Annotated in this window: 17 protein-coding genes; 7 read left to right on the top strand and 10 right to left on the bottom strand. The window is 35.3% G+C overall.

The genetic code is table 11. The annotated features are described in order from the left end of the window. Positions 1-6: 6 nt before the first annotated feature. The 7 genes from WFH39_RS07205 (at position 7) to WFH39_RS07175 (ending at position 4,366) form a co-directional block, all read left to right on the top strand. On the top strand, positions 7-621 hold the full coding sequence (locus WFH39_RS07205; RefSeq protein WP_336689349.1) for an immunity protein Tsi6 family protein: 615 nt from the start codon (positions 7-9) through the stop codon (positions 619-621). 45 nt (positions 622-666) lie between these two features. Further along, complete coding sequence (locus tag WFH39_RS07200) at positions 667-1,305, top strand: hypothetical protein (protein WP_336689348.1); 639 nt, start codon at positions 667-669, stop codon at positions 1,303-1,305. A gap of 61 nt (positions 1,306-1,366) precedes the next feature. Further along, entirely contained in the window at positions 1,367-1,597 is a 231-nt protein-coding gene (locus WFH39_RS07195; protein WP_256040380.1) for a hypothetical protein, read from the top strand. Positions 1,598-1,926: 329 nt separating this feature from the next. Continuing rightward, complete coding sequence (locus WFH39_RS07190; protein ID WP_336689347.1) at positions 1,927-2,829, top strand: hypothetical protein; 903 nt, start codon at positions 1,927-1,929, stop codon at positions 2,827-2,829. 19 nt (positions 2,830-2,848) lie between these two features. After that, complete coding sequence (locus WFH39_RS07185; RefSeq protein ID WP_336689346.1) at positions 2,849-3,304, top strand: hypothetical protein; 456 nt, start codon at positions 2,849-2,851, stop codon at positions 3,302-3,304. After that, positions 3,294-3,854: an alpha-ketoglutarate-dependent dioxygenase AlkB gene (locus WFH39_RS07180; RefSeq protein WP_336689345.1), complete on the top strand. Its 561-nt coding sequence runs from the start codon at positions 3,294-3,296 to the stop codon at positions 3,852-3,854. Before WFH39_RS07185 ends, WFH39_RS07180 begins: the two co-directional genes overlap by 11 nt. A gap of 101 nt (positions 3,855-3,955) precedes the next feature. After that, on the top strand, positions 3,956-4,366 hold the full coding sequence (locus WFH39_RS07175) for a 5-fold beta-flower protein (RefSeq protein WP_336689344.1): 411 nt from the start codon (positions 3,956-3,958) through the stop codon (positions 4,364-4,366). A gap of 133 nt (positions 4,367-4,499) precedes the next feature. Here WFH39_RS07175 and WFH39_RS07170 read toward each other — a convergent pair whose 3' ends face one another. The 10 genes from WFH39_RS07170 to WFH39_RS07125 all read right to left on the bottom strand — a co-directional run bounded on the left by WFH39_RS07170 (position 4,500) and on the right by WFH39_RS07125 (position 18,135). After that, complete coding sequence (locus WFH39_RS07170) at positions 4,500-5,567, bottom strand: glycosyltransferase family 4 protein (RefSeq protein WP_336689343.1); 1,068 nt, start codon at positions 5,565-5,567, stop codon at positions 4,500-4,502. Between the two features lie 18 nt (positions 5,568-5,585). Beyond that, positions 5,586-6,797: a DUF1972 domain-containing protein gene (locus WFH39_RS07165; RefSeq protein ID WP_336689342.1), complete on the bottom strand. Its 1,212-nt coding sequence runs from the start codon at positions 6,795-6,797 to the stop codon at positions 5,586-5,588. Positions 6,798-6,924: 127 nt separating this feature from the next. After that, on the bottom strand, positions 6,925-8,001 hold the full coding sequence (locus tag WFH39_RS07160; RefSeq protein WP_336689341.1) for a glycosyltransferase family 4 protein: 1,077 nt from the start codon (positions 7,999-8,001) through the stop codon (positions 6,925-6,927). A gap of 2 nt (positions 8,002-8,003) precedes the next feature. Beyond that, the gene (locus WFH39_RS07155) at positions 8,004-9,236 is read right to left on the bottom strand and encodes a glycosyltransferase (protein WP_336689340.1); all 1,233 of its coding nucleotides are present in this window, start codon (positions 9,234-9,236) and stop codon (positions 8,004-8,006) included. Then, entirely contained in the window at positions 9,184-9,924 is a 741-nt protein-coding gene (locus WFH39_RS07150; protein WP_336689339.1) for an acyltransferase, read from the bottom strand. The genes WFH39_RS07155 and WFH39_RS07150 overlap by 53 nt, the downstream gene beginning before the upstream one ends. Continuing rightward, a complete protein-coding gene (locus tag WFH39_RS07145; RefSeq protein ID WP_336689338.1) occupies positions 9,921-12,230 on the bottom strand; it encodes a hypothetical protein in 2,310 nt (769 codons plus the stop codon). The genes WFH39_RS07150 and WFH39_RS07145 overlap by 4 nt, the downstream gene beginning before the upstream one ends. Positions 12,231-12,363: 133 nt before the next feature. Then, entirely contained in the window at positions 12,364-13,656 is a 1,293-nt protein-coding gene (locus WFH39_RS07140; protein ID WP_235130988.1) for an O-antigen ligase family protein, read from the bottom strand. Positions 13,657-13,658: 2 nt separating this feature from the next. Then, positions 13,659-14,774, bottom strand: coding sequence for a glycosyltransferase family 4 protein (locus WFH39_RS07135; protein ID WP_336689337.1), 1,116 nt, complete (start codon positions 14,772-14,774; stop codon positions 13,659-13,661). Next, complete coding sequence (locus WFH39_RS07130) at positions 14,765-15,991, bottom strand: lipopolysaccharide biosynthesis protein (protein ID WP_336689336.1); 1,227 nt, start codon at positions 15,989-15,991, stop codon at positions 14,765-14,767. Before WFH39_RS07130 ends, WFH39_RS07135 begins: the two co-directional genes overlap by 10 nt. Then, positions 15,988-18,135 carry a GumC family protein gene (locus WFH39_RS07125; RefSeq protein WP_336689335.1) on the bottom strand — a complete coding sequence of 716 codons (2,148 nt, stop codon included), beginning with the start codon at positions 18,133-18,135 and terminating at the stop codon, positions 15,988-15,990. The genes WFH39_RS07130 and WFH39_RS07125 overlap by 4 nt, the downstream gene beginning before the upstream one ends. Positions 18,136-18,146: the final 11 nt, after the last annotated feature.

Genomic DNA, 18,146 nt, shown 5'->3' with positions numbered 1-18,146 from the left:
GAAAAAATGAGACAAGTGTATAGAGATACCCTTAATCTGGCGATACAGAAAACGGAGGAACTAATAAAATTATCTCCTGAAATTCCCATGTATCATTCCATCTATAATCAATTACTGGATATTGATGAAAAAATAATAAAGAATACTACTGTTTTTTCTGAAAACGAATTATACAAAAGATATTCTTTAGGACATTTGGCGGTGAAAAATTTCGATTACGAAAATGATGAATATGCAAAATTGTTGATTGATATCTTCGGAGGAGCATTTGATTATCATGTATCATCCGAAAGTTTCAGGCAGCTTCTGTTTGATGGAGATGAAAGAGAATGTGTAAACAAATTGTTTGAAGTTAATTATCAGAAAATCAGGCTGATTTATTTTTGTGACAATCCGTTAAAAGAACTGAAAAAAGAAATAGATCATGAAAGTTTTGATCTGATGATAGAAGAAAACAGCTTTAAACAGATCAATAATTTTATTGAAAAATACATTTCTGAAAAAGGACTGGAAATATATTATCTGAAGAAAAATGATCTGATTTATTTATTTTCCTACGGCGAATATCAACCGGGAAGATATATGCTTTTTTTAGAAGACATCCGAATTTGGAACTCTTAAAATTACGGACATTTTAACTGAAATAAATTATTTAATTAAGAAGAATTGGAAAACGAAATATATGATACGCTGTACTACTACAGCGAAGATGGCGAAGAAGGTTATGATCTCACAGAAGTGCAGCTCATCGGCAAAACCGACGAAAACCGTGTCGAAAAGCTGAAACTTCTGCTTCATCATAAAAATCCCTACATTTCTTATCAGGCAATGCTTATTTTGGTTGCTTGGGCAATTCCGGAAGGATTTGTACAGCTTGACCGTTTCATTTCTGAAAAATGGGATGAAAAGCACAGCTTTGAACCTCACAGAATTTATAATGAAGATAATGTATATGATGTTATCGTGGATGCATTATACATTTCGACACTCAATGGAAAAGAAGAACAGGAATTATATCCTTATATAAAACATTTCTTAAGCATTTACGGAAATAGGTTTTTCGAATCCTGTTTGAAAGATTTTCTGTTGAAAAAAGACTGCAAACCGCTATTGAAAGAAATTGAAGAGGCGATGAAAAGTGCTTTGAAAAATAAAAAATACTATCAGGCAAGTCAGCTTTTTCCGGTCATTGTTCATTACGATAAACACAGGTTTGAGGAATATTTTGAGGTTTTCAGTTCTTTATTAAAAGATGATAAGAGGATTGAATACAATATTGAAGAGGCTGAAAAAATCAGATCATAGATGATTAGCTCTGAATGAAGGAAATTATATTTTAATGTTTTAAGACCAATAAAAAATAATCATGAAAAACCTTTTAGAAAAAAAAGACTGGTATTATTATATTTATGAAAACGGCGACACCATTGAATTATCCGTTCCGATTTCTGCTCCGGCACCGGGTTTTGATGCAATCCATACGCTGACTGATCCTGAAAAAGAGGAATATCTTACAAAAGGAATTACAGCTCTCGAAGACCGAATAAAAGATATGGAAATGAATTTTACAAAGTATGTTTTGAATTCTTGGAGGTAAAATAATAAGAGTAAATTTTTATTGTAATCATGTTTGAAATAAAATTATATATAAAAAACAGAAGTGTAGATTCTTAATATTTCTATATCAGTGAAAAATCCGGAATACTTAAGGTTGAAATTTTTGTCTCAAAATGTTATAAATTGCTAAAAAGTATGAAAGAAGGTCTTTTAGCATTATGCTACAATGTAGATTTGGAAATTTTGAATATCGGAAGAGCCTACAGACTAGAATAGGGAAGCTTATTTTTCCATACTCTTTTAAATAAAAAATATGTACTAATGAAATTAACCAATTATTTTGCGAAGGCAACAGACCTCGATGATAACGTGATAACAATTCCTGTTGATGAAGATGGAACAATTCAGATTTCAAGCAGTCAGAAAATTAAATCATTAAAAACAAATGCCTTATACGTTTTTTGCCGGAACAATGAATTGGAAATCTTAGAAGCACCAAATGCAGTCATTGTAGGATGTAACAAAAATAAAATTACTTCTTTATCATTAGAAAATGCAGAGAAAATAAATTGTGCTGAAAATAAACTAACAGAGTTATATGCTCCAAAAGCGACGCAGATAAATTGCTGCCTGAACAAAATAACTCAACTGAAGCTTGAGAACATCATAGATTTAAAGTGTTCCGGCAATGAGATCGTTTTGTTAGAAGCGCCTAAACTGCGTACAATCGACTGTGAGATTCCTGCGTCAGAAAATCAGAAGGCGATTACTTCCGTTAAAGAAATAGAAATTGAACTGAAAAATATATTTGACCGAAAAAATGTATCAAGCTATGATATTGGTTTTCTCGATTTGGAAGTAAATTTAAATTTACATAAGGAACAGTTGGTAGAAGACATGACTTTTTACATTGCTTTGCAGGAAGAGAGTTTTTTTAGCTATGAAGATGAATCTGATATTGACGGTTTTGAAATTGAGCTGATGACTTTTGACGATAAATTTGGGCAACATCAAAATATTATTGAACAAGTATCAAAACTTCCGATTACATTTAACAGTCCGCAAAAATTAAAATTTTCAATTCCAATTTTTTCATCTTCTGATGGATCTCAGAACTTTTTAGATATTATTAAAGAAGCTCCAGATCATATTTTATATTATGAAAAAGAGCTAGATTTATACATTACTTTCTATTTGAATCCAAACAAAAACAACGAGAAGTATTACTATAAAATCTTTAAAGTTGCTAATCCGTTTTTTAAATCATTGTAAAAATATCATGATAAAAGAGATGAACGAAGTCGACAACCTCATGCAGCAAATCGCTTCAAAATACAGGCTCGAAACTTTAAATAAAGAAAGAACAGAAAATCTGTGGGAAGAAGAAACTCTGGGAATTATGAAGCAGGCTGCATTTATAAAAGACGATGCTTATTTTTATTTTTTAAGTCAGTATGGAGGCTGCAATATTTATGGAGACGGTTTTGATATTGGGATTTTTGGTTTTGACGACTGGCTGAATCCAAGTCTTTTGACCTCTCCTTTACTGAATGATGCGGATATTTATTTGTTGGCAGATCATTATCAGGATCATCATGATGAGATAATTTTTTACGGATATCACGCCACACAGGAAAATGAAAATTCAATCTGGGTTTCTACTGAACTGGAGTCAGGATATCAACCGGTTTATAAAGATTTTACAGATTTTTTAAAATATATTTTAACTATAGAAAATGGAGAATAAGATAATTAAAGGTCTTTATTATAAGGAAGTTTTTTTTAATACAGACGAAGAAAAAGCAATTCTTTCGCGGATTGAAAAAGAAGAGTGGGACAGCAGTCTGAAGCGAAGAGTTCAGCATTACGGTTATATTTACGACTATAAAAAGAAAAACATCAGTCAGGATTCAAGAAAAGGTGAACTTCCGGATTGGCTTTTTGCATTGGAAAAAAAGATTAAAGCAACTTTTAATTTAGAACAGTCTTTTGATCAGGTCATCATCAACGAATACGAACCGGGACAGGGAATATCAAACCATATAGACTGTGCACCTTGCTTTGAAGATGTCATCGTTTCCGTAAGTCTGCTTTCTTCCTGCGTGATGCAATTTTCAAAAGATTCGGAAAAGCATGAAATAATACTGAATCCCCGAAGTATTCTTCTACTCAGCGGAGACGCAAGATACCTTTGGAAACATGGGATCAAAGCCGTAAAAAACGATCAATGGCAAAATACTGCAATCCCAAGAAAGAGACGGATATCAATCACTTTCAGAAAGATAAAGAAAGCTTAAGTAAAAATTCGTATTTTAATTTACAGTTCGTTTTTTCCTGTGGTATTTCATTTTCAATAAAAACTTCCTATATTTCGAAGAATTTAAAAATTTTAAAAACCATGAAAAAAACACTATTCGTTTGTGCTGTTTTGTTTAACTTATCACTTTTAAGCGCACAAACCATAGAATCGGGAAACCGCAGCACAGCAGGATACATTAAAAGCAATGGAACCATTGAAAACAGCAGTCATTCCACAGTAGGTTATATTACAGGAAGCGGAACCATCGAAAACAGCAGTCATTCTACAATCGGATATATTAAAAGTGACGGTAGTATACAGAACAAAAACAGTTCTACCGTAGGTTACGTAAAAAAGGACGGAACCGTGGAAAACAGCAGCCATTCAACCATTGGTTATATAAAAGATAACGGAACGGTAGAAAACGGCAGTCATTCCACTATCGGTTATGCAAGCGGAATTAAAAAAGAATGGGCGGCTGTTGCATTTTTCTTTTTCAAGCTGAATTAATAAATGGTTCAACAGACTTTAAACCAGTTTAAACAGACAATAAAAAAATACTCCTGACAATTACTGTCAGGAATATTATTTTTATTAAGGGCAAATAAGGGCGAAATAATAATTTTTACATCAAAATTTGGTTTTATGAATTTTCCATGTCTTTAATATTCTTTTTCCACGTAAGGAAAAGATTCAGCACTTTAATAATTTTAAAGATGAAAATAAAGACAAAGAATGAAATAAGCGTTGTATAAATAGAGTAGTTCGGGAAGAACATATACTGAACAATAAATGTCACGATATTCAGAACAACAAAAGTTAAAGTGATTCTTTTGTGAGACAGTCCCAATTCTAAAAGATGATGATGGATGTGCGATTTATCTGCCTTGAATGGCGATTTTCCCCGCGAAATTCTGTCTGCATACACTCTCACGGAATCAATCACAGGAATCGTGAATACAAAAAGGATAAAGAAAATACCATAAGGAAACTCTTCCGAACCTCTGTCGAATTTCGTAATATAAATTCCTAAGCAGATTAATAAATATCCTAAAAATAAAGAACCTGAATTTCCCAGAAAAATTTTGTTCTTCAAAGAGAAATTATACCGTAAAAAAGCGGCAATACTCCCTACGAAAAGCAACCCGATTCTTGCCAGTCCGAAATGTCCTTCAATTAAAGCAATGACGAAAAACAAAGCAAAACCTACTCCCGCAACACTCCCTGCCAAACCGTCAATACCGTCAATCAGATTAAAAGCATTTACAGCCGTTGTAATGATTAGTACTGTAAGAATATACTGAAAATAAACATTCATTTCATGGATTCCGAAAAGTCCGTAAAGAGTGGTAATCCGGATTCCTGAAGTTGCAATAATCACACTCACACAAATCTGTATTCCCAGTTTATAAATCGCTCTGATGTCTGTTTTATCATCCAGCGTTCCTACAAAAAGCATAATGTAGGACGTAATGATGATCGGAAGAATATCTTTCCAGCTTTTATCGTCAGAAATCCATAAAAGCAAAAAAACAACAAGCCCGATCACAAGTCCTCCGATCAGCGGAATAGCAGTCTGGTGCACTTTTCTTGCATTGGGAAAATCCACCAGCTTAATTTTCTGGGCAATCATTCTCATGAGCGGAATGACGCACATAGAAAGTATAAATGCAAGAATTCCGTATATAGACAGTTCTAAAAAGTTTTTCATAGCCTTCGTTTTAGCAGTTTATTTAGAGTTGTTGAATAGTTTAATGTGTTTAAGATGCTCTACATTATACTTTTCCAGAATAGCTTTGTCCAGTTCGGAGATGGCAGGCATTACATTTGTTTTCTCATTGATAGTAAAGGTTTCTTCTATAAGCTGACTGTATTTTTTTGCAATTCTTTTCCAGGTATATCTTCTTTCTGCTATTTTTTTCATCGTTCCGGCACAAATCTCAAGATCCTTTGCGGTTAGCTGTTCCAGAATATTTCTGAGTTCATTTTCATTGGAGAAATAAAAAGCCTGATTCTCGGTTGTGGTTCTGTTGTAAGAAACGCCGTTGCTGATGATCGGCAGACCTAAAAACATAGCTTCCACAAGCGAAGGATTGGTTCCCCCAGCAGAATGTCCGTGAATGTAAAGTGAAGCATTTCCGCGGATAAGATCGATGGTTTCCTGTTCGTAAATTGGATCAAGCAGGAGAATATTTTCAAATCCTGAATATTGTTCTTTCAGATTTTTACCGTACTCACTGTTCTTCCAGTTTCCTACCAATACCAACTTGCGGTCCGGAAGCGTGCTGAATACTTTTAAAATCGTATGCACATGGTTTTCAGGTTCAATTCTGCATACTTTTACTGCATATTCTTCATTTAGGAAAGGATATTTTTCAAGATTCTCAGCAGATGGAAGATGATTTATTTTCGTATGATCGGCTCCGTATTCAATTACGCGGCTTATCGTTTTGTACCGTACAGAAGTATAATCCTGAATCGATTCGTTGTCGGAAATATCAATATGAGAGAATTTTACCGCCAGTTTTTCTGCCCACCACAGATATAATTTTGCAGGAACAGACCATTTATCTCTTTTCCATTCGATACCATCGATGGAAATTATAATTCTTTTATTTGTGAATAATCTTACTAATGGTAAAAGCCATGCTCCCGCAACGCCTAAAATCAGAAGAACATCACTTCGGAATAAAGCATGAAAAATAGACCATGTATCATAAGGAATGCTCTGGATTCCGTTTGCATCCAGGGGAAGGTATTTCAGTTTTGCTCCTTTCCAGCTTTTAATTCTCTCTTCTTTGCTGTATTTTTTGGAAGAACAGTATACAGTAAAATCATACATATCGGAAAGCTCTTCTACAAGATGAGCAGTTAAGGTTTCGAAGCCTCCGTATTTTGCAGGCAGACCTACAGTTCCTATAATTGCCACTTTGGTTTTCATAATTGTTTTATTTTATTATGTAATGACCATTAATATTCCAAATGATAAAAAATTTTTTAATTCACTGATAATTAAATAGTTATAATTGAAAGAAAATGTTTTGAATTTCCACAATCTGGAAAATGGATTATAAATTGGAAATAATTTCGAGAGATTTTCTCTCGAAATAGGCTTCAGAAAACAAAAGGCTTTTCTCGTAAGATGCTTCGCTAAAAGATTGATAGACAGATGGGTTGTTCAATATGTAGTTTAATTTTTCAGAAAGTTCATTTGTGTTTTTAGAATCAATTAAAAAACCGTTTTTATTATCTTCAACCAGTTCTGTAACGCCTCCTATAGGCGCAACGATCGCAGGTAAGCCGTAACGCATTCCTTCCAGAATCGTAAGTCCGAACGTTTCCACCCAAAGATCGGGATGAGAGAGATTAAGAATGATACCGGCTTCCTGGTAAAAAGGATGGGTGTCCGTTTGCGTAGGATAAATTATAAGCTGTTTTGGAATTTCCTTTCCTTTGAAATATTCCTGAATTTCCTTTTCCGTAGCATTCACCACAAGTTTGAATATGTAAGAAGGATTTTTTTTGGCTAATTCCAGAAATTCATCCACTCCTTTGTAAACTTTTAAAGAACAGATCATTAAAACCACAGGAGTTTCTTTTTCCACATTTCGGAAACGGTCTGCTTTTTCGGCAAAATCGCTTTCCAGAACATTGTATAACAATTCCTGATTTTTAATTAAAGATTCCTGTTTCAGAAGATATTCCGAAACAAAAACAATTTTAGAGGCTGTCATTTTTGCCGTTCCGAAAAGAAAATTTTTAAATAGTTTCGGCTTTACCGAAGTTTCATGAATATGATAAATAATTTTACAGCCTCTCAGCTTTCCTGCAATTGCCGCCCCGAAAGGCAGCACTGTATTGATGTAAACAACATCACTTTTTTTCAGGAAAAAGAGTAATTTAATCATCAGAAAAAACTGACTAAGAAAGAAATTAACAATTCTTACCAGTGCATTGGATGAAAAGCGATACCAGAACAGATGATTTTTAACCTTCGGAATATCAGATAAAAATCCTTTTCTTCCGCCTGAAGTAAAAAGATGCGCATCCATCCCGTTTTTTGTCCAGGATTTCAGAAGCTGCATCAGAACTTTCGGGCTTCCGCTGTAATCATTCAGAAGATGAACAGATACAATTCTTTTCATGGCTAGATTTGGTTATAGATTGTATTGAGATGATCCCCTCTTTTTTCCCAGGAGAATCGGTCAAGGTAATGCTTTCTGGCTTCGATGCTCATTTTTTGCTGAAGATCTTTGTCTGAAAATAATTTCGTTAAAGCATTGCTTAATTCCGTTACCGTTTTATCATATTCCTGCTGTGGAACAGTAAAACCGCATTTTTCAGTGATAAATTCTCCGGGACCTTCATTTTGAAGGCAGACAACCGGAAGTCCGAAAGAAAGTGCTTCCGGAACCACCATTCCCGCTCCTTCATGAGACGGAAAAAGAAAAACCGAAGCTTTTTCATACATCTTCATCAGTTCTCTGCGGTCGATCCATTCAATGATTTCAATATAATTTTCAGCGTTATTTTGCTGAATTAAATCTTTGTAAAACTGCTTTTGTTCGCCGGTTCCCACCAAAATTAACTTGCATTTCGTTTTTTCTTCTTCAGAAAGCCGACTGATAAATTGAATGAATGAACGAATCGTAAGATCAAAACCTTTCAACGGAACAAATCTTCCTACGCTGATTACGGCGAAATCTGATTTTACCGCCACTTCATCTTTTTGATAAAAATCTTCCGAAGCAACAGAAGGATAGAGCGAATACTGATTTTTTTTAAGTTTAAGCTTATCCAGAACTCCGCTGTTCATGCACCAGATGTGATTGGAATGCTTCACGGTCTTTTTCAGAGAAGGCGAAAGGTTCCAGAAAAAGTTTTTCACCATCCATGTTAAACGGTCTTTAAGGAAGTATTTTTGGGAATAATCGTTCAGATATTGTTTAGGAATAAGAGGATGATGTCCTACAGGTCCCCAAACCAAAGGCTTTTTTAATTTCCATAAAAAACTGGGTGTCCAGTCGTTATGAAAATTTACATTGTGGGCAATATCAAAGTTCACCTTCTGTTTTTTTATAAATGAAACAATTCCCCGTTGCCATAAATAATAGTACAGAAGCGCACCACGACTTCCTTTTTTCCAGAAACGCATCCAGTAAGGAAGATCAAAATAAAGGAAATTCATGTTCTGATATAACGGATCAGGATTTTCCTTCATGTATTTTTCAATATGTGTTTTATTGTTTTCTCTTGTTACGACAAAAACTTTACGAAATCTGGCGATCTGATACACAAAATTCCATCCCATCGCATCTTCCGATCCTTTATACGGATTGATAGCGTAGCAGGTTGCGAGTATCGTCTGATTGGTTTTCATGGGTTCTTGTTTTTAAAAGTTTAGCGGGAACTCCGCCGATAATGCTGTTATCCGGAAAAGATTTGGTAATTACACTTCCTGCAGCCAGAATACATCCGTCTCCGATTTCCACACCGTCCAGAATGGTGACTTTACTTCCGATCCAGCAGTTTTTCCCGATCTTTATTCCTTTTCTGTTGACACCCTGAAGCCGGATTGAAGTTTCGGGATCTTCATAGTTGTGATTTTCGGGGTGACAGCTCAGATATTGTCCTACAATGCATTCGTCTCCGATTTCCAGGCCTCCGGAACCGCCGAGATAAGCAAATTCTCCGATCCCGACATTGTTTCCTATTTTTATTTTTTCTCCGATATTGTTAAAAGAGGTGGAAACAATCACTCTGCTGAAAGCGCCTATCGATACATTGTCTCCAAATTCAATTCCGTGTTTTGCAAGGGCAGAAACATACACATCATTTCCCAAACGCAGAAACTTTCCCCATTTTATTTTAGAAACATTAAAGAAACTTACTCTTTTGCCTAAAAGCATTCCTTTGGGATTTCTGAAAGAGAGAAGCATCCTGAAACCTCTGATGATGCTCCAGAGCTGGATCCAGATAAACTGCAGAACCGCTCCGGAGTTCAGATCATCATCTATAGTAAAGTAGGGACTTCTTAGTTTTATGATTTTTACGACAAGCTTTTTCATCTTTCTGTGATTATTGTGTTCATGATCGTTCCTAATGTCACATCAAGATCATTGTTTTCGATTGCTAAGTACTTCACTCTCTGGTTCTTTCTTTCCAGTTTAGAGAAAAGGGAACTGTACTCTGAAGTAAGGTCGCAAATCGAGTGATACGAAAGTTCTTTTTTTCTGCTAAGTATTTTTTCAGGCGCAGCATACAGGAAGAAGTTGAATTCCGGCTTCATCAGGAAATGATATCCTGTCTCCGTTACGGATTTCGGAAGCTGAATGTTGCTTCTTCTTGCATCGGCAATAAAATCGAAATAATACCTGTCGTATAAAACTATTTTTCCCCTCAAAACATATTTTGTGTAAATAACAAATTGTCCTAAAATATAATCTGTATAATAATATCCGAATCGTAATAAGGAAGAAAGGGAGTTTTTGTTGTTTCCCTGTCTGGGTAAAGAATTCACCGCGTCCTCATGTGCTTTTTCCTTTCCTTTTGTCCATACACTCAGGATGGGAAGCAGGGAAGGTCTGTGTCTCAGTACTTTTACAGGTCTTCTGTAACGTTTTTCAATAAGTTCGGAAACTTCCGAGATCACGGTAGATTTTCCGGCTCCGTCTACACCGCTGAATGTGATGATGAAGCCTTTTTCCGCAAAGGAATCTCTTAAATAATGAAATGTATTTTTAAAATAACTGAATCCTTTATTGTAATTCTTCATTTTCAGTGTTTTAATCGTGAGTTCTCTGTCGGTTATTTTGTTTGATTTTAAATGTTCTGAAACAAATTTAGCGTACGTTTCAGGAATTTCTGCGCCGTTCAGACTGTAAAAAAGATCAATAAATCGGGCAGTGTCTTTTTCTGAAACTTTATAAACGCCATATCTGTTTTTCTTTCTGTTTTCCATAATTTTAGAAATATCCATAATCTGCATATGCTTCCATTTTACCTGATGGATAAGATCCAGATTAAGAATCTCGTTTTGAAGAGTAACAATTCTTACCGTCTGCATGAAAGATTTCTTTACTGTTGAAACTTTCTTTACAAGGCTGTGTCCGGATAAATAGCTGACTAATTTCTGCGCGTTTTCAGAAGAAATAATCATATCAATATCAGAATTCAGCTTCAGTTTTTCAGGTTCTTCACTGTGGAATTTCAAAGCCGCATAATCTGTGTGATAAAGCGCATCAAAAGTATCTAAAATTACCAGTTCTCTTTCGGTAGAATAGTTTTTTAGAATGATATTTAAAGCTTCATTCCATGTTTTTAACAGCCAGTGAATCTGAAGATGCCATTCTTCCTGTGCAGCATAAATGGTAAGGTAAGACAGCGTATTGGTCAGAAGATAGTACTTCAGATAGTTCTGAAGTTCGGCTTCGCTGAACCGGAAGGTTATTTTATTTTTTTCTTCAATCTCTGCATAAATTTCTTTCCAGCTTTTTTTCTGGATTAAAATTCCGTTCTGGATAATAAAATGAAAGAAATCAAACGCTTTTGGCTTTTCTGTAGAAGATAGCTCCCAGTCATAAACAGCAAGTTTTCCATTTTTTATATAACAGTTCCACGAGGTAAAATCTCCATGAGAAAATGCAACTTTAATGTTTTCTTCTTCATTGGTATGTCTTAAAATCGCTTTTATCTTTCGGATGATATTTTTCGGAATTCTTTCATCTTCAATTGTTAAAAACTGTTCTTTTACACTTTGAAAATACTTCCATTCCGATATTTTTACGCTTCTTTCATGGTGTGCTGCAATCTTTTTTACGGCTTCCGCATGAATTCCGGTAAAAGCGTTTTCACGAATTCCTTTGTTTGAAACATCCGATAACCGAAGAATATTTTCACTGATCATTGAAGCTTCAGGAACCTGTAATATATTGCCCGAAATAATTTTTCTCACGTTTTTGTTTTCCGTAGCAATGAGCTTCTTTGCTGTTTCTGTTTCTGCAATTTTATAAAAGTATCCTCCGCTGTACAGAAGCGCTTTGTTGTTCGGACCTACTGTTCCCGTAAAAATTGCCCAGTCGTTTTCGATATCAAAAACCGGCTGACCATTTTTTGCATAATAGAGCGTTTCTTTCTTAAAAACAATTCTCTGCAGATGTAGTGCAAAAACAGTTTTTACCAACAGTTCAAAAAGTTTTGCCTTCGGAGTAGCCGCATTATAAAATTTTAGAAATAACGGCTTTGCGGAATCTGAGTTCCAAAACCATCTTACTGTTCCGTCAGGATTTTTTATATAAGAAAAAGAAATCTTTTTACTGTTCTTTTCCTGTTTTGTAAATAGTTTGTACCCTGTATTTCTAAATAATGTTTTCATGATGATTATTTATATACCAAAATAGTATAAAAATATCTGCCATAAATTCAAATAGCTTATAATCAGTAATTTATGTTGTTTTTAATCTGATTTTCATTCCAGAATCTGGAAAATGGAACTGTCCTGTGGAATTTTAATCAGCAAATAGATCCGGTCTTTTCTTCTTCAGGATAATTTTCTGCCATCTTGTAAGATGATTATTGTTGCGGAATGCAATAGAAAATATAATGATCTGATAGAACATGATCCCATAATTACTTTCTCCAAAAATCCCGAATTCTGTAAAGGAATTAATAACGATAGGAATAAGAATCCCGATAAGCATCAGTTTCAGTTCTTTCTGTTCAGACAATATAGATTTTACAGTAAAAAATACCTGGAAAAGTACAATGGTAAACCCGATAAATCCAAGATTCATCAGAACCTGCATAAAAGTGTTGTGCGTCATTTTTCCCGGATAGGTATGTGCGCTCTGGAAAAACTCCTTGTAATCGATCCTCATAAAGCCAAAACCTAAAAGCGGTTCTCTTGGTAAACCTTCAGTAATTAAAGCCTGCCAGAAAGGAAGCCTTCCGGTAAGACTCATGATTTCTTCCAGCCTTTCCTGATCTCCACCTTTCAGAATAACGGTGTATACCGCAAAAGGTGCAACCATGGCAACAAGCGCAATAATGGCAAATTTCAGGGTCTTCTGTTTGGTCTGGTTGATGTGGAAAAATACGATCAGCAAAACGCCGATCAGGGAAGATCGCGATCCGGTCATAAATAAGGCATATAGAATCACCATAATTTTTATGATGGTCCAGACTTTCTTTTTGAAACGGTAAAGATCAAAAATAAGACATGCAGAACCTACTCCTGCAAGCATTCCAAGCTCATTGGGATTCATCATTGTTCCTCCAAGCCTTGCTTCTTCGCCACCGTCTGTAAGCCGGAAAAATACATCGGGATTAATCCACATTCCAATGACGAAAACCAGTTGAAGCACGAAAACGGTGTTTCCCAGAAGATGATATAATCTGATGTTGTGTCCTTCAAAATAAACGTCTAAAACCTTCAGACTTTTTACGAAAAAATAAGCAAAAACAAAGCTCTGAAAGGTCATAAACCACTGCAACGCACTGAATCCCGGATTGGTACTCCACGAAAATGAAATGAATCCCAAAATTAAATAGCAGATGTATAAAATCGGCGAAAATATGTTTTTGTATTCCAGAGAATTGATGCTTCCGTATCGGATGATTTTAAAGTAAATGAGAATAGAAGAAATCATAACACCCATTCTCCCGACAACTTTTATGGCTCGTGTAATGTTTACATTTTCGCTCCATGTAAAAAAACATGCCACCATAAGCAGAAGAATGATGAAGAGCTGATTGTTCAGCTTTTTAAGAAATTGCTGATGATGAAGAGGTAGCGTTTCCATTTTCAGCAGTTGTAGAGTTTGGTATTCATTTCATGAAGAATTCTATTCCAGTCGAAAGCTTCTTCTACCATTTGTACTGCATTTCCGCAGATCTTTTCATAATTCTGCTGATCTTTCCATATTTTGGAAATATCGAAAAATGCTTTGGTAAGAAGCGTTGTCTTAGGTGAAGGAATATTTATTCCCGCATTGTATTGTTCAACAAGATAGCCGATATTGGTATTTTTTGTAACAATACAGGGTTTGCCGAAATTTGCGGCTTCGATTACCGAAACCGGCAATCCTTCGTTTCTGGAAGGATGCACAAAAATATCCATCTTTTTCAGAAGATCATTTTTTTCTTCTCCAAATTTACTTCCGAAAAGAATTGTTTTATCTTCAATTCCCAGTGCTTTTATTTTTTGATGAAGTTCATCTTTTTCATCGCTGTCGCCCACAATCCACAATTCAGAATAAGGATCCGCTTTAGAAAATTCAGCAAAACTCTCCACAAGCAGATCCAGACCTTTTGTGTAAATATCCAGCCTTCCGATAAAACCGAAAATTAAAGTTTCTTTATACGGATTAGAACAGACTTCATCCTTTATCCTTTCAAATCCATAGGGAATCAAAGTACCTTTTCGGGTTGTATAAATCGACTGTAAACCCTCCATCTCGCTTTCGCCGATGCAGTGAATTTTTGAAGCATTTTTGATGACGCTTTTTTCAAAAAACTCGAAGTAAAGCTTTTTGGTAATCATACTTTTCTGCATAGCGACAGCATTGTACGCTCCGTGGGGCGTAATAATATAATTGAATCTGTGTTTTCGCAAAAATCTGCTTAAGGACGAAAATACAGGGATCCATCCGCCATGAAGGTGAAAAACTGTAGATTCGCTGCTGTTAATAATTTCTTTCTGAAGATCTTCCGGAATGGAAAAAGGATTTTTTTTCCGTTTAAAAATCTTCGTTTTAAAGTTTCTTTCGGGGTAATTAACCTCTGTATTTTCGGAGATTCCCCAAACTTCTACATCCTGTTTATTTTCGGCCTGTTTTGTCGCGATATTATAAACGACTTTATTTACGCCGTTCATCTTTTCAGGGTTAGCTTTTCCTAATATCAAATGTACTATGCCCATACTGAAATCTGTTTTCTGTTAAGTAAAATTTTCCAGTACACGATCATTAAAATCTGATTAATCACAAGTCCCACAACTGCGCCGTAAAGTGCTCCGTATTTTAGTAAAAAATGAAAACTGAGTAATGAAAACACAAACGAAATGCAGTATCCTGTAAAAAAAGCTTTATTCTGCTCCAGTACTCTTATGGAAAGCCGGGTAGGGTAGCTGTACAAAATTACGACATATAGTACCGAAACCAGTTTAATTACAAAACCATACTGCTTGTATTGTTCTCCGCCCAATAACGTAATGAGAGGTTCCGAAAAAATAAAGAAACCGATGATCAGAATTCCTAAAACCAGCATTCCTTTCGACATACTGAAAAGCAGGGATTTTTTTTCTTCTTTTTTGTCCTGATAATGGAGCTTCGCTGTTTTCGGAAGGTAATAATTTTCAACGGTCTGAAGAATGACATTAATAACCCCGAAAAATGACTGAACCAGCCTCAAAGCTCCCAAAGCATTGACTCCTAAATAGATTCCCGCAGCCAGAGTGAAGAAATTACCCGAAAACCACTGAACTATAGAAGCGCTTAAAAGCCATTTTCCTTCTGTAAAATGATAATGAAACAGGGAAGCGTTACTGAAGCTGAAGTCTGCATTTTTCAGACCATACCAAACTCCGGGAAGGGAAGCAATGGCATTAACAATTCCTATAATCAGAAGGCTTTTTCCTAAATCGAGACTGTTTTCAAACCATATTAAAGGAAAAACAATGAGAAAAATATTGTCGATAAAAAGTACAAGTTGTATGCGGTCTATCGTAAGTAAAACTTTTCTCATAAAGTCCTGAAAAACATACGCTGCTGCAAAAACAATGATTGCCACTGTATTCTCTTTGAAAAATGACAGTGCAGAAACCGGTATAAATTTAACAGCAAAAATAAGAGCAGCAAAAATAAGAATTAAAAGTACCGCTGCCTGAAAAACGAAGCCCAGAGACTTTTTACTGTATTCTTTTGCTGCAAGAATCTGGAAAGGCTGTACTACAATGGCATTGCAGATGCCCACCAAAAGATACGTAACCAAAAGCACAGACGAGAACAGACCAAAATCTGAAATATTCAGTTTTCTGGCAAGTAAAAACGTCAGAAGAAAATTGCTTCCGCTGAAAATCAGCTGGTCTGCGAAAACCAGAGATGTGGGTCTGCGAAATATTTCTGTAAGCTTTTTCACGATATTTTTCTGTTTATAAAACGTTTAATAGAGGTCATTAAACTCGGGTTGTAGCCTTCTTTATTCAGAACAAACCACAGATTGGTCAGTTTGTATTCATCCTTCAGAAGTTCTACGTTCATAATTGTTTTTTCGGCTGTTCTTCGGCTGTCTAAAACAAAAAGATTCTGATCTGCCATTTTCAGGAATAATAAAGGAAGTTTTCCTTGTTTTATCGACTGGTTATTGATGATGCAGATTTCGTTTCCTGTCATTCTTTCACGGATCAGATTCTCAATGTCCGTGGAAGTTAATCTTAAATTTTTTTCTTCTGAAAAGTCGATATAATCAATGTTTTCAATATTTTCTAAATTTCCCGCTACATCAATTACCAGTACTTTTCTGGATTGCGCCTGCAAAGCTTTTATGATGTTTTTTGAATGAAACAAATGCTGTTTCGATTTATCATAAGAAGTGATGCAGATGAGATTTTTATCTTTAATAATTTCTTTCAGTTCCATTTCCAGCACGTTCTCGAGAAAGTGATGCATTATGTTTTCCCTGTTTTTAATAAAAGGGGTTGTAAATGCAACAGGAATGGTGCTGTTTTTTTCGATGGTATACACATCATTTACTTTGGCTTTTGCAAAATGTACAGCGTAGATCAGCGCAATAGACCCGATCATACTCATAATGGCTGCAACAATGATGATGATGGAGCGCATCGGTGAAACCGGCTGTTTAGGAAGCTCTCCTTTTGTAATAATTTTATGAAAAGAAATTTTTGCCGCTTTTGCAATTTCTGCATCTATTCTTTTTTCGTTCAGGAAATTATAATTCTTTTCGTAAAGATTAAACTCACGGTTCATGATGTTCAGCAGTTTTTCCTTTTCAGGCAGACCTATAAAAGCCTGCTCTGCAATCTGGATGTCGCGGTCGATATCGTTATACTTAATCTGTAAATTTCTCTGTGTATTTCTTATGCTTTCTGTTTGATAATCAGTAAGATCTTTAATTTTAGCATCAATTACTTTTACCTTTTCATGTTCGGGCGTATAAGTAAGCAGGAGTTCCTTCTTTTCAGCCTGAAGCAGCTTCATATTTTTAATCATTTCCGTAGAAAGAAGGTCGTTGAATGCTTCAAAATTTGGGGCAAGTTCAAGATAATTGTCTTTTCCTTCAGAAATATAGCTGTTGAGATTTTTAATCGCATCCAGATTCATTTTCAGGTTGCTCTTCTGGATTTTAAGCTGAGAGATCTTTCTAAGATCGGTTTCTGTTTCCTGCGGTATATTAATGATATTTTTTCTGTCTCTGTAGTTTTCGATGCGGTTTTCTGCATCGCTAAGTTTGTTGTTTGCCTGCCCGATTTCTCCCTTAAGAAAATCTACGGTTGTATTGGCAGCGCGGTATTTATTTTCAATATAATCTTCAATATATGTTTCTGCAAGTGTGTTCACGAGAAGACTGGCTTTTTCCGGAACGTTGCTTTTATAATTGATTCTGATGACGGGAACGTCTTTATCCACCGAAACAATATCAAGATTCTTATTTATCTTGTCCAAAAGTTTTTCTCTGCTCAGGAATTCAACTTCATAATGATCGATGATTTTAGCAGCAGGTTTAGCCTGAAGCAGGCTGTCGTTTTTAGTAACGAGAATTTTTCCTCCTTTAATATCTGTGGGCGTTCCGAAAGTTCCCTTTATTTCTTTTGTGGAGTCTGAAGCAGCTATCGTAAAATTCTGGGTTGATGTTACGTGGATGCTGAATTTTTTATCGTAATTTTTTTCATCTGTTAAAAAGCCCTCAACTTTTATCGGAGAATCATTAAAGAGTTCTACGGAGCGTACTTTTCCTTTTCTGTAAATTTCGGTGGAAAAAGGTAGTTTTTCAAGTGTTTTTTCAATTAAAGATGTAGATTTAAGAACTTCAATTTCTGTGCTTATCTTATTTGGGGTAGCAAAAACGTCGAAATCTTTGAAGAGATTTGCACTTGGTACACCTTCCTGTGTATCTGCAAGTTTCAGTTTTGCAGTACTTTCGTACATAGGTGTTACGTAGTTAAGGTACTTTTTTGCTGCCAAAACCGCAATAATCATTGCGAGAACGACGATAGGAAATCCTCGTAACAGCGGTTTCAGAAATCTTACATTCTCGTTGTTCATGGTAATAAGTT

Source organism: Chryseobacterium sp. MMO-72 (genome assembly GCF_037146035.1).
Lineage (GTDB): Bacteria > Bacteroidota > Bacteroidia > Flavobacteriales > Weeksellaceae > Chryseobacterium > Chryseobacterium indicum.
The sequence above is the reverse complement of the archived record's forward strand: the minus strand, read 5'-3'. Positions and strand labels throughout refer to the sequence as shown.

What these genes read in the sequence shown, in the direction of transcription:
- WFH39_RS07195 (WP_256040380.1), top strand. Translation starts at nt 1,367, where the DNA reads ATGAAAAACCTTTTAGAAAAAAAAGACTGGTATTATTATATTTATGAA.
- WFH39_RS07145 (WP_336689338.1), bottom strand. Translation starts at nt 12,230, where the DNA reads ATGAAAACATTATTTAGAAATACAGGGTACAAACTATTTACAAAACAG.
- WFH39_RS07125 (WP_336689335.1), bottom strand. Translation starts at nt 18,135, where the DNA reads ATGAACAACGAGAATGTAAGATTTCTGAAACCGCTGTTACGAGGATTT.
- WFH39_RS07155 (WP_336689340.1), bottom strand. Translation starts at nt 9,236, where the DNA reads ATGAAAACCAATCAGACGATACTCGCAACCTGCTACGCTATCAATCCG.
- WFH39_RS07180 (WP_336689345.1), top strand. Translation starts at nt 3,294, where the DNA reads ATGGAGAATAAGATAATTAAAGGTCTTTATTATAAGGAAGTTTTTTTT.
- WFH39_RS07205 (WP_336689349.1), top strand. Translation starts at nt 7, where the DNA reads ATGAGACAAGTGTATAGAGATACCCTTAATCTGGCGATACAGAAAACG.
- WFH39_RS07150 (WP_336689339.1), bottom strand. Translation starts at nt 9,924, where the DNA reads ATGAAAAAGCTTGTCGTAAAAATCATAAAACTAAGAAGTCCCTACTTT.
- WFH39_RS07160 (WP_336689341.1), bottom strand. Translation starts at nt 8,001, where the DNA reads ATGAAAAGAATTGTATCTGTTCATCTTCTGAATGATTACAGCGGAAGC.
- WFH39_RS07175 (WP_336689344.1), top strand. Translation starts at nt 3,956, where the DNA reads ATGAAAAAAACACTATTCGTTTGTGCTGTTTTGTTTAACTTATCACTT.
- WFH39_RS07170 (WP_336689343.1), bottom strand. Translation starts at nt 5,567, where the DNA reads ATGAAAAACTTTTTAGAACTGTCTATATACGGAATTCTTGCATTTATA.
- WFH39_RS07185 (WP_336689346.1), top strand. Translation starts at nt 2,849, where the DNA reads ATGAACGAAGTCGACAACCTCATGCAGCAAATCGCTTCAAAATACAGG.
- WFH39_RS07165 (WP_336689342.1), bottom strand. Translation starts at nt 6,797, where the DNA reads ATGAAAACCAAAGTGGCAATTATAGGAACTGTAGGTCTGCCTGCAAAA.
- WFH39_RS07135 (WP_336689337.1), bottom strand. Translation starts at nt 14,774, where the DNA reads ATGGGCATAGTACATTTGATATTAGGAAAAGCTAACCCTGAAAAGATG.
- WFH39_RS07140 (WP_235130988.1), bottom strand. Translation starts at nt 13,656, where the DNA reads ATGGAAACGCTACCTCTTCATCATCAGCAATTTCTTAAAAAGCTGAAC.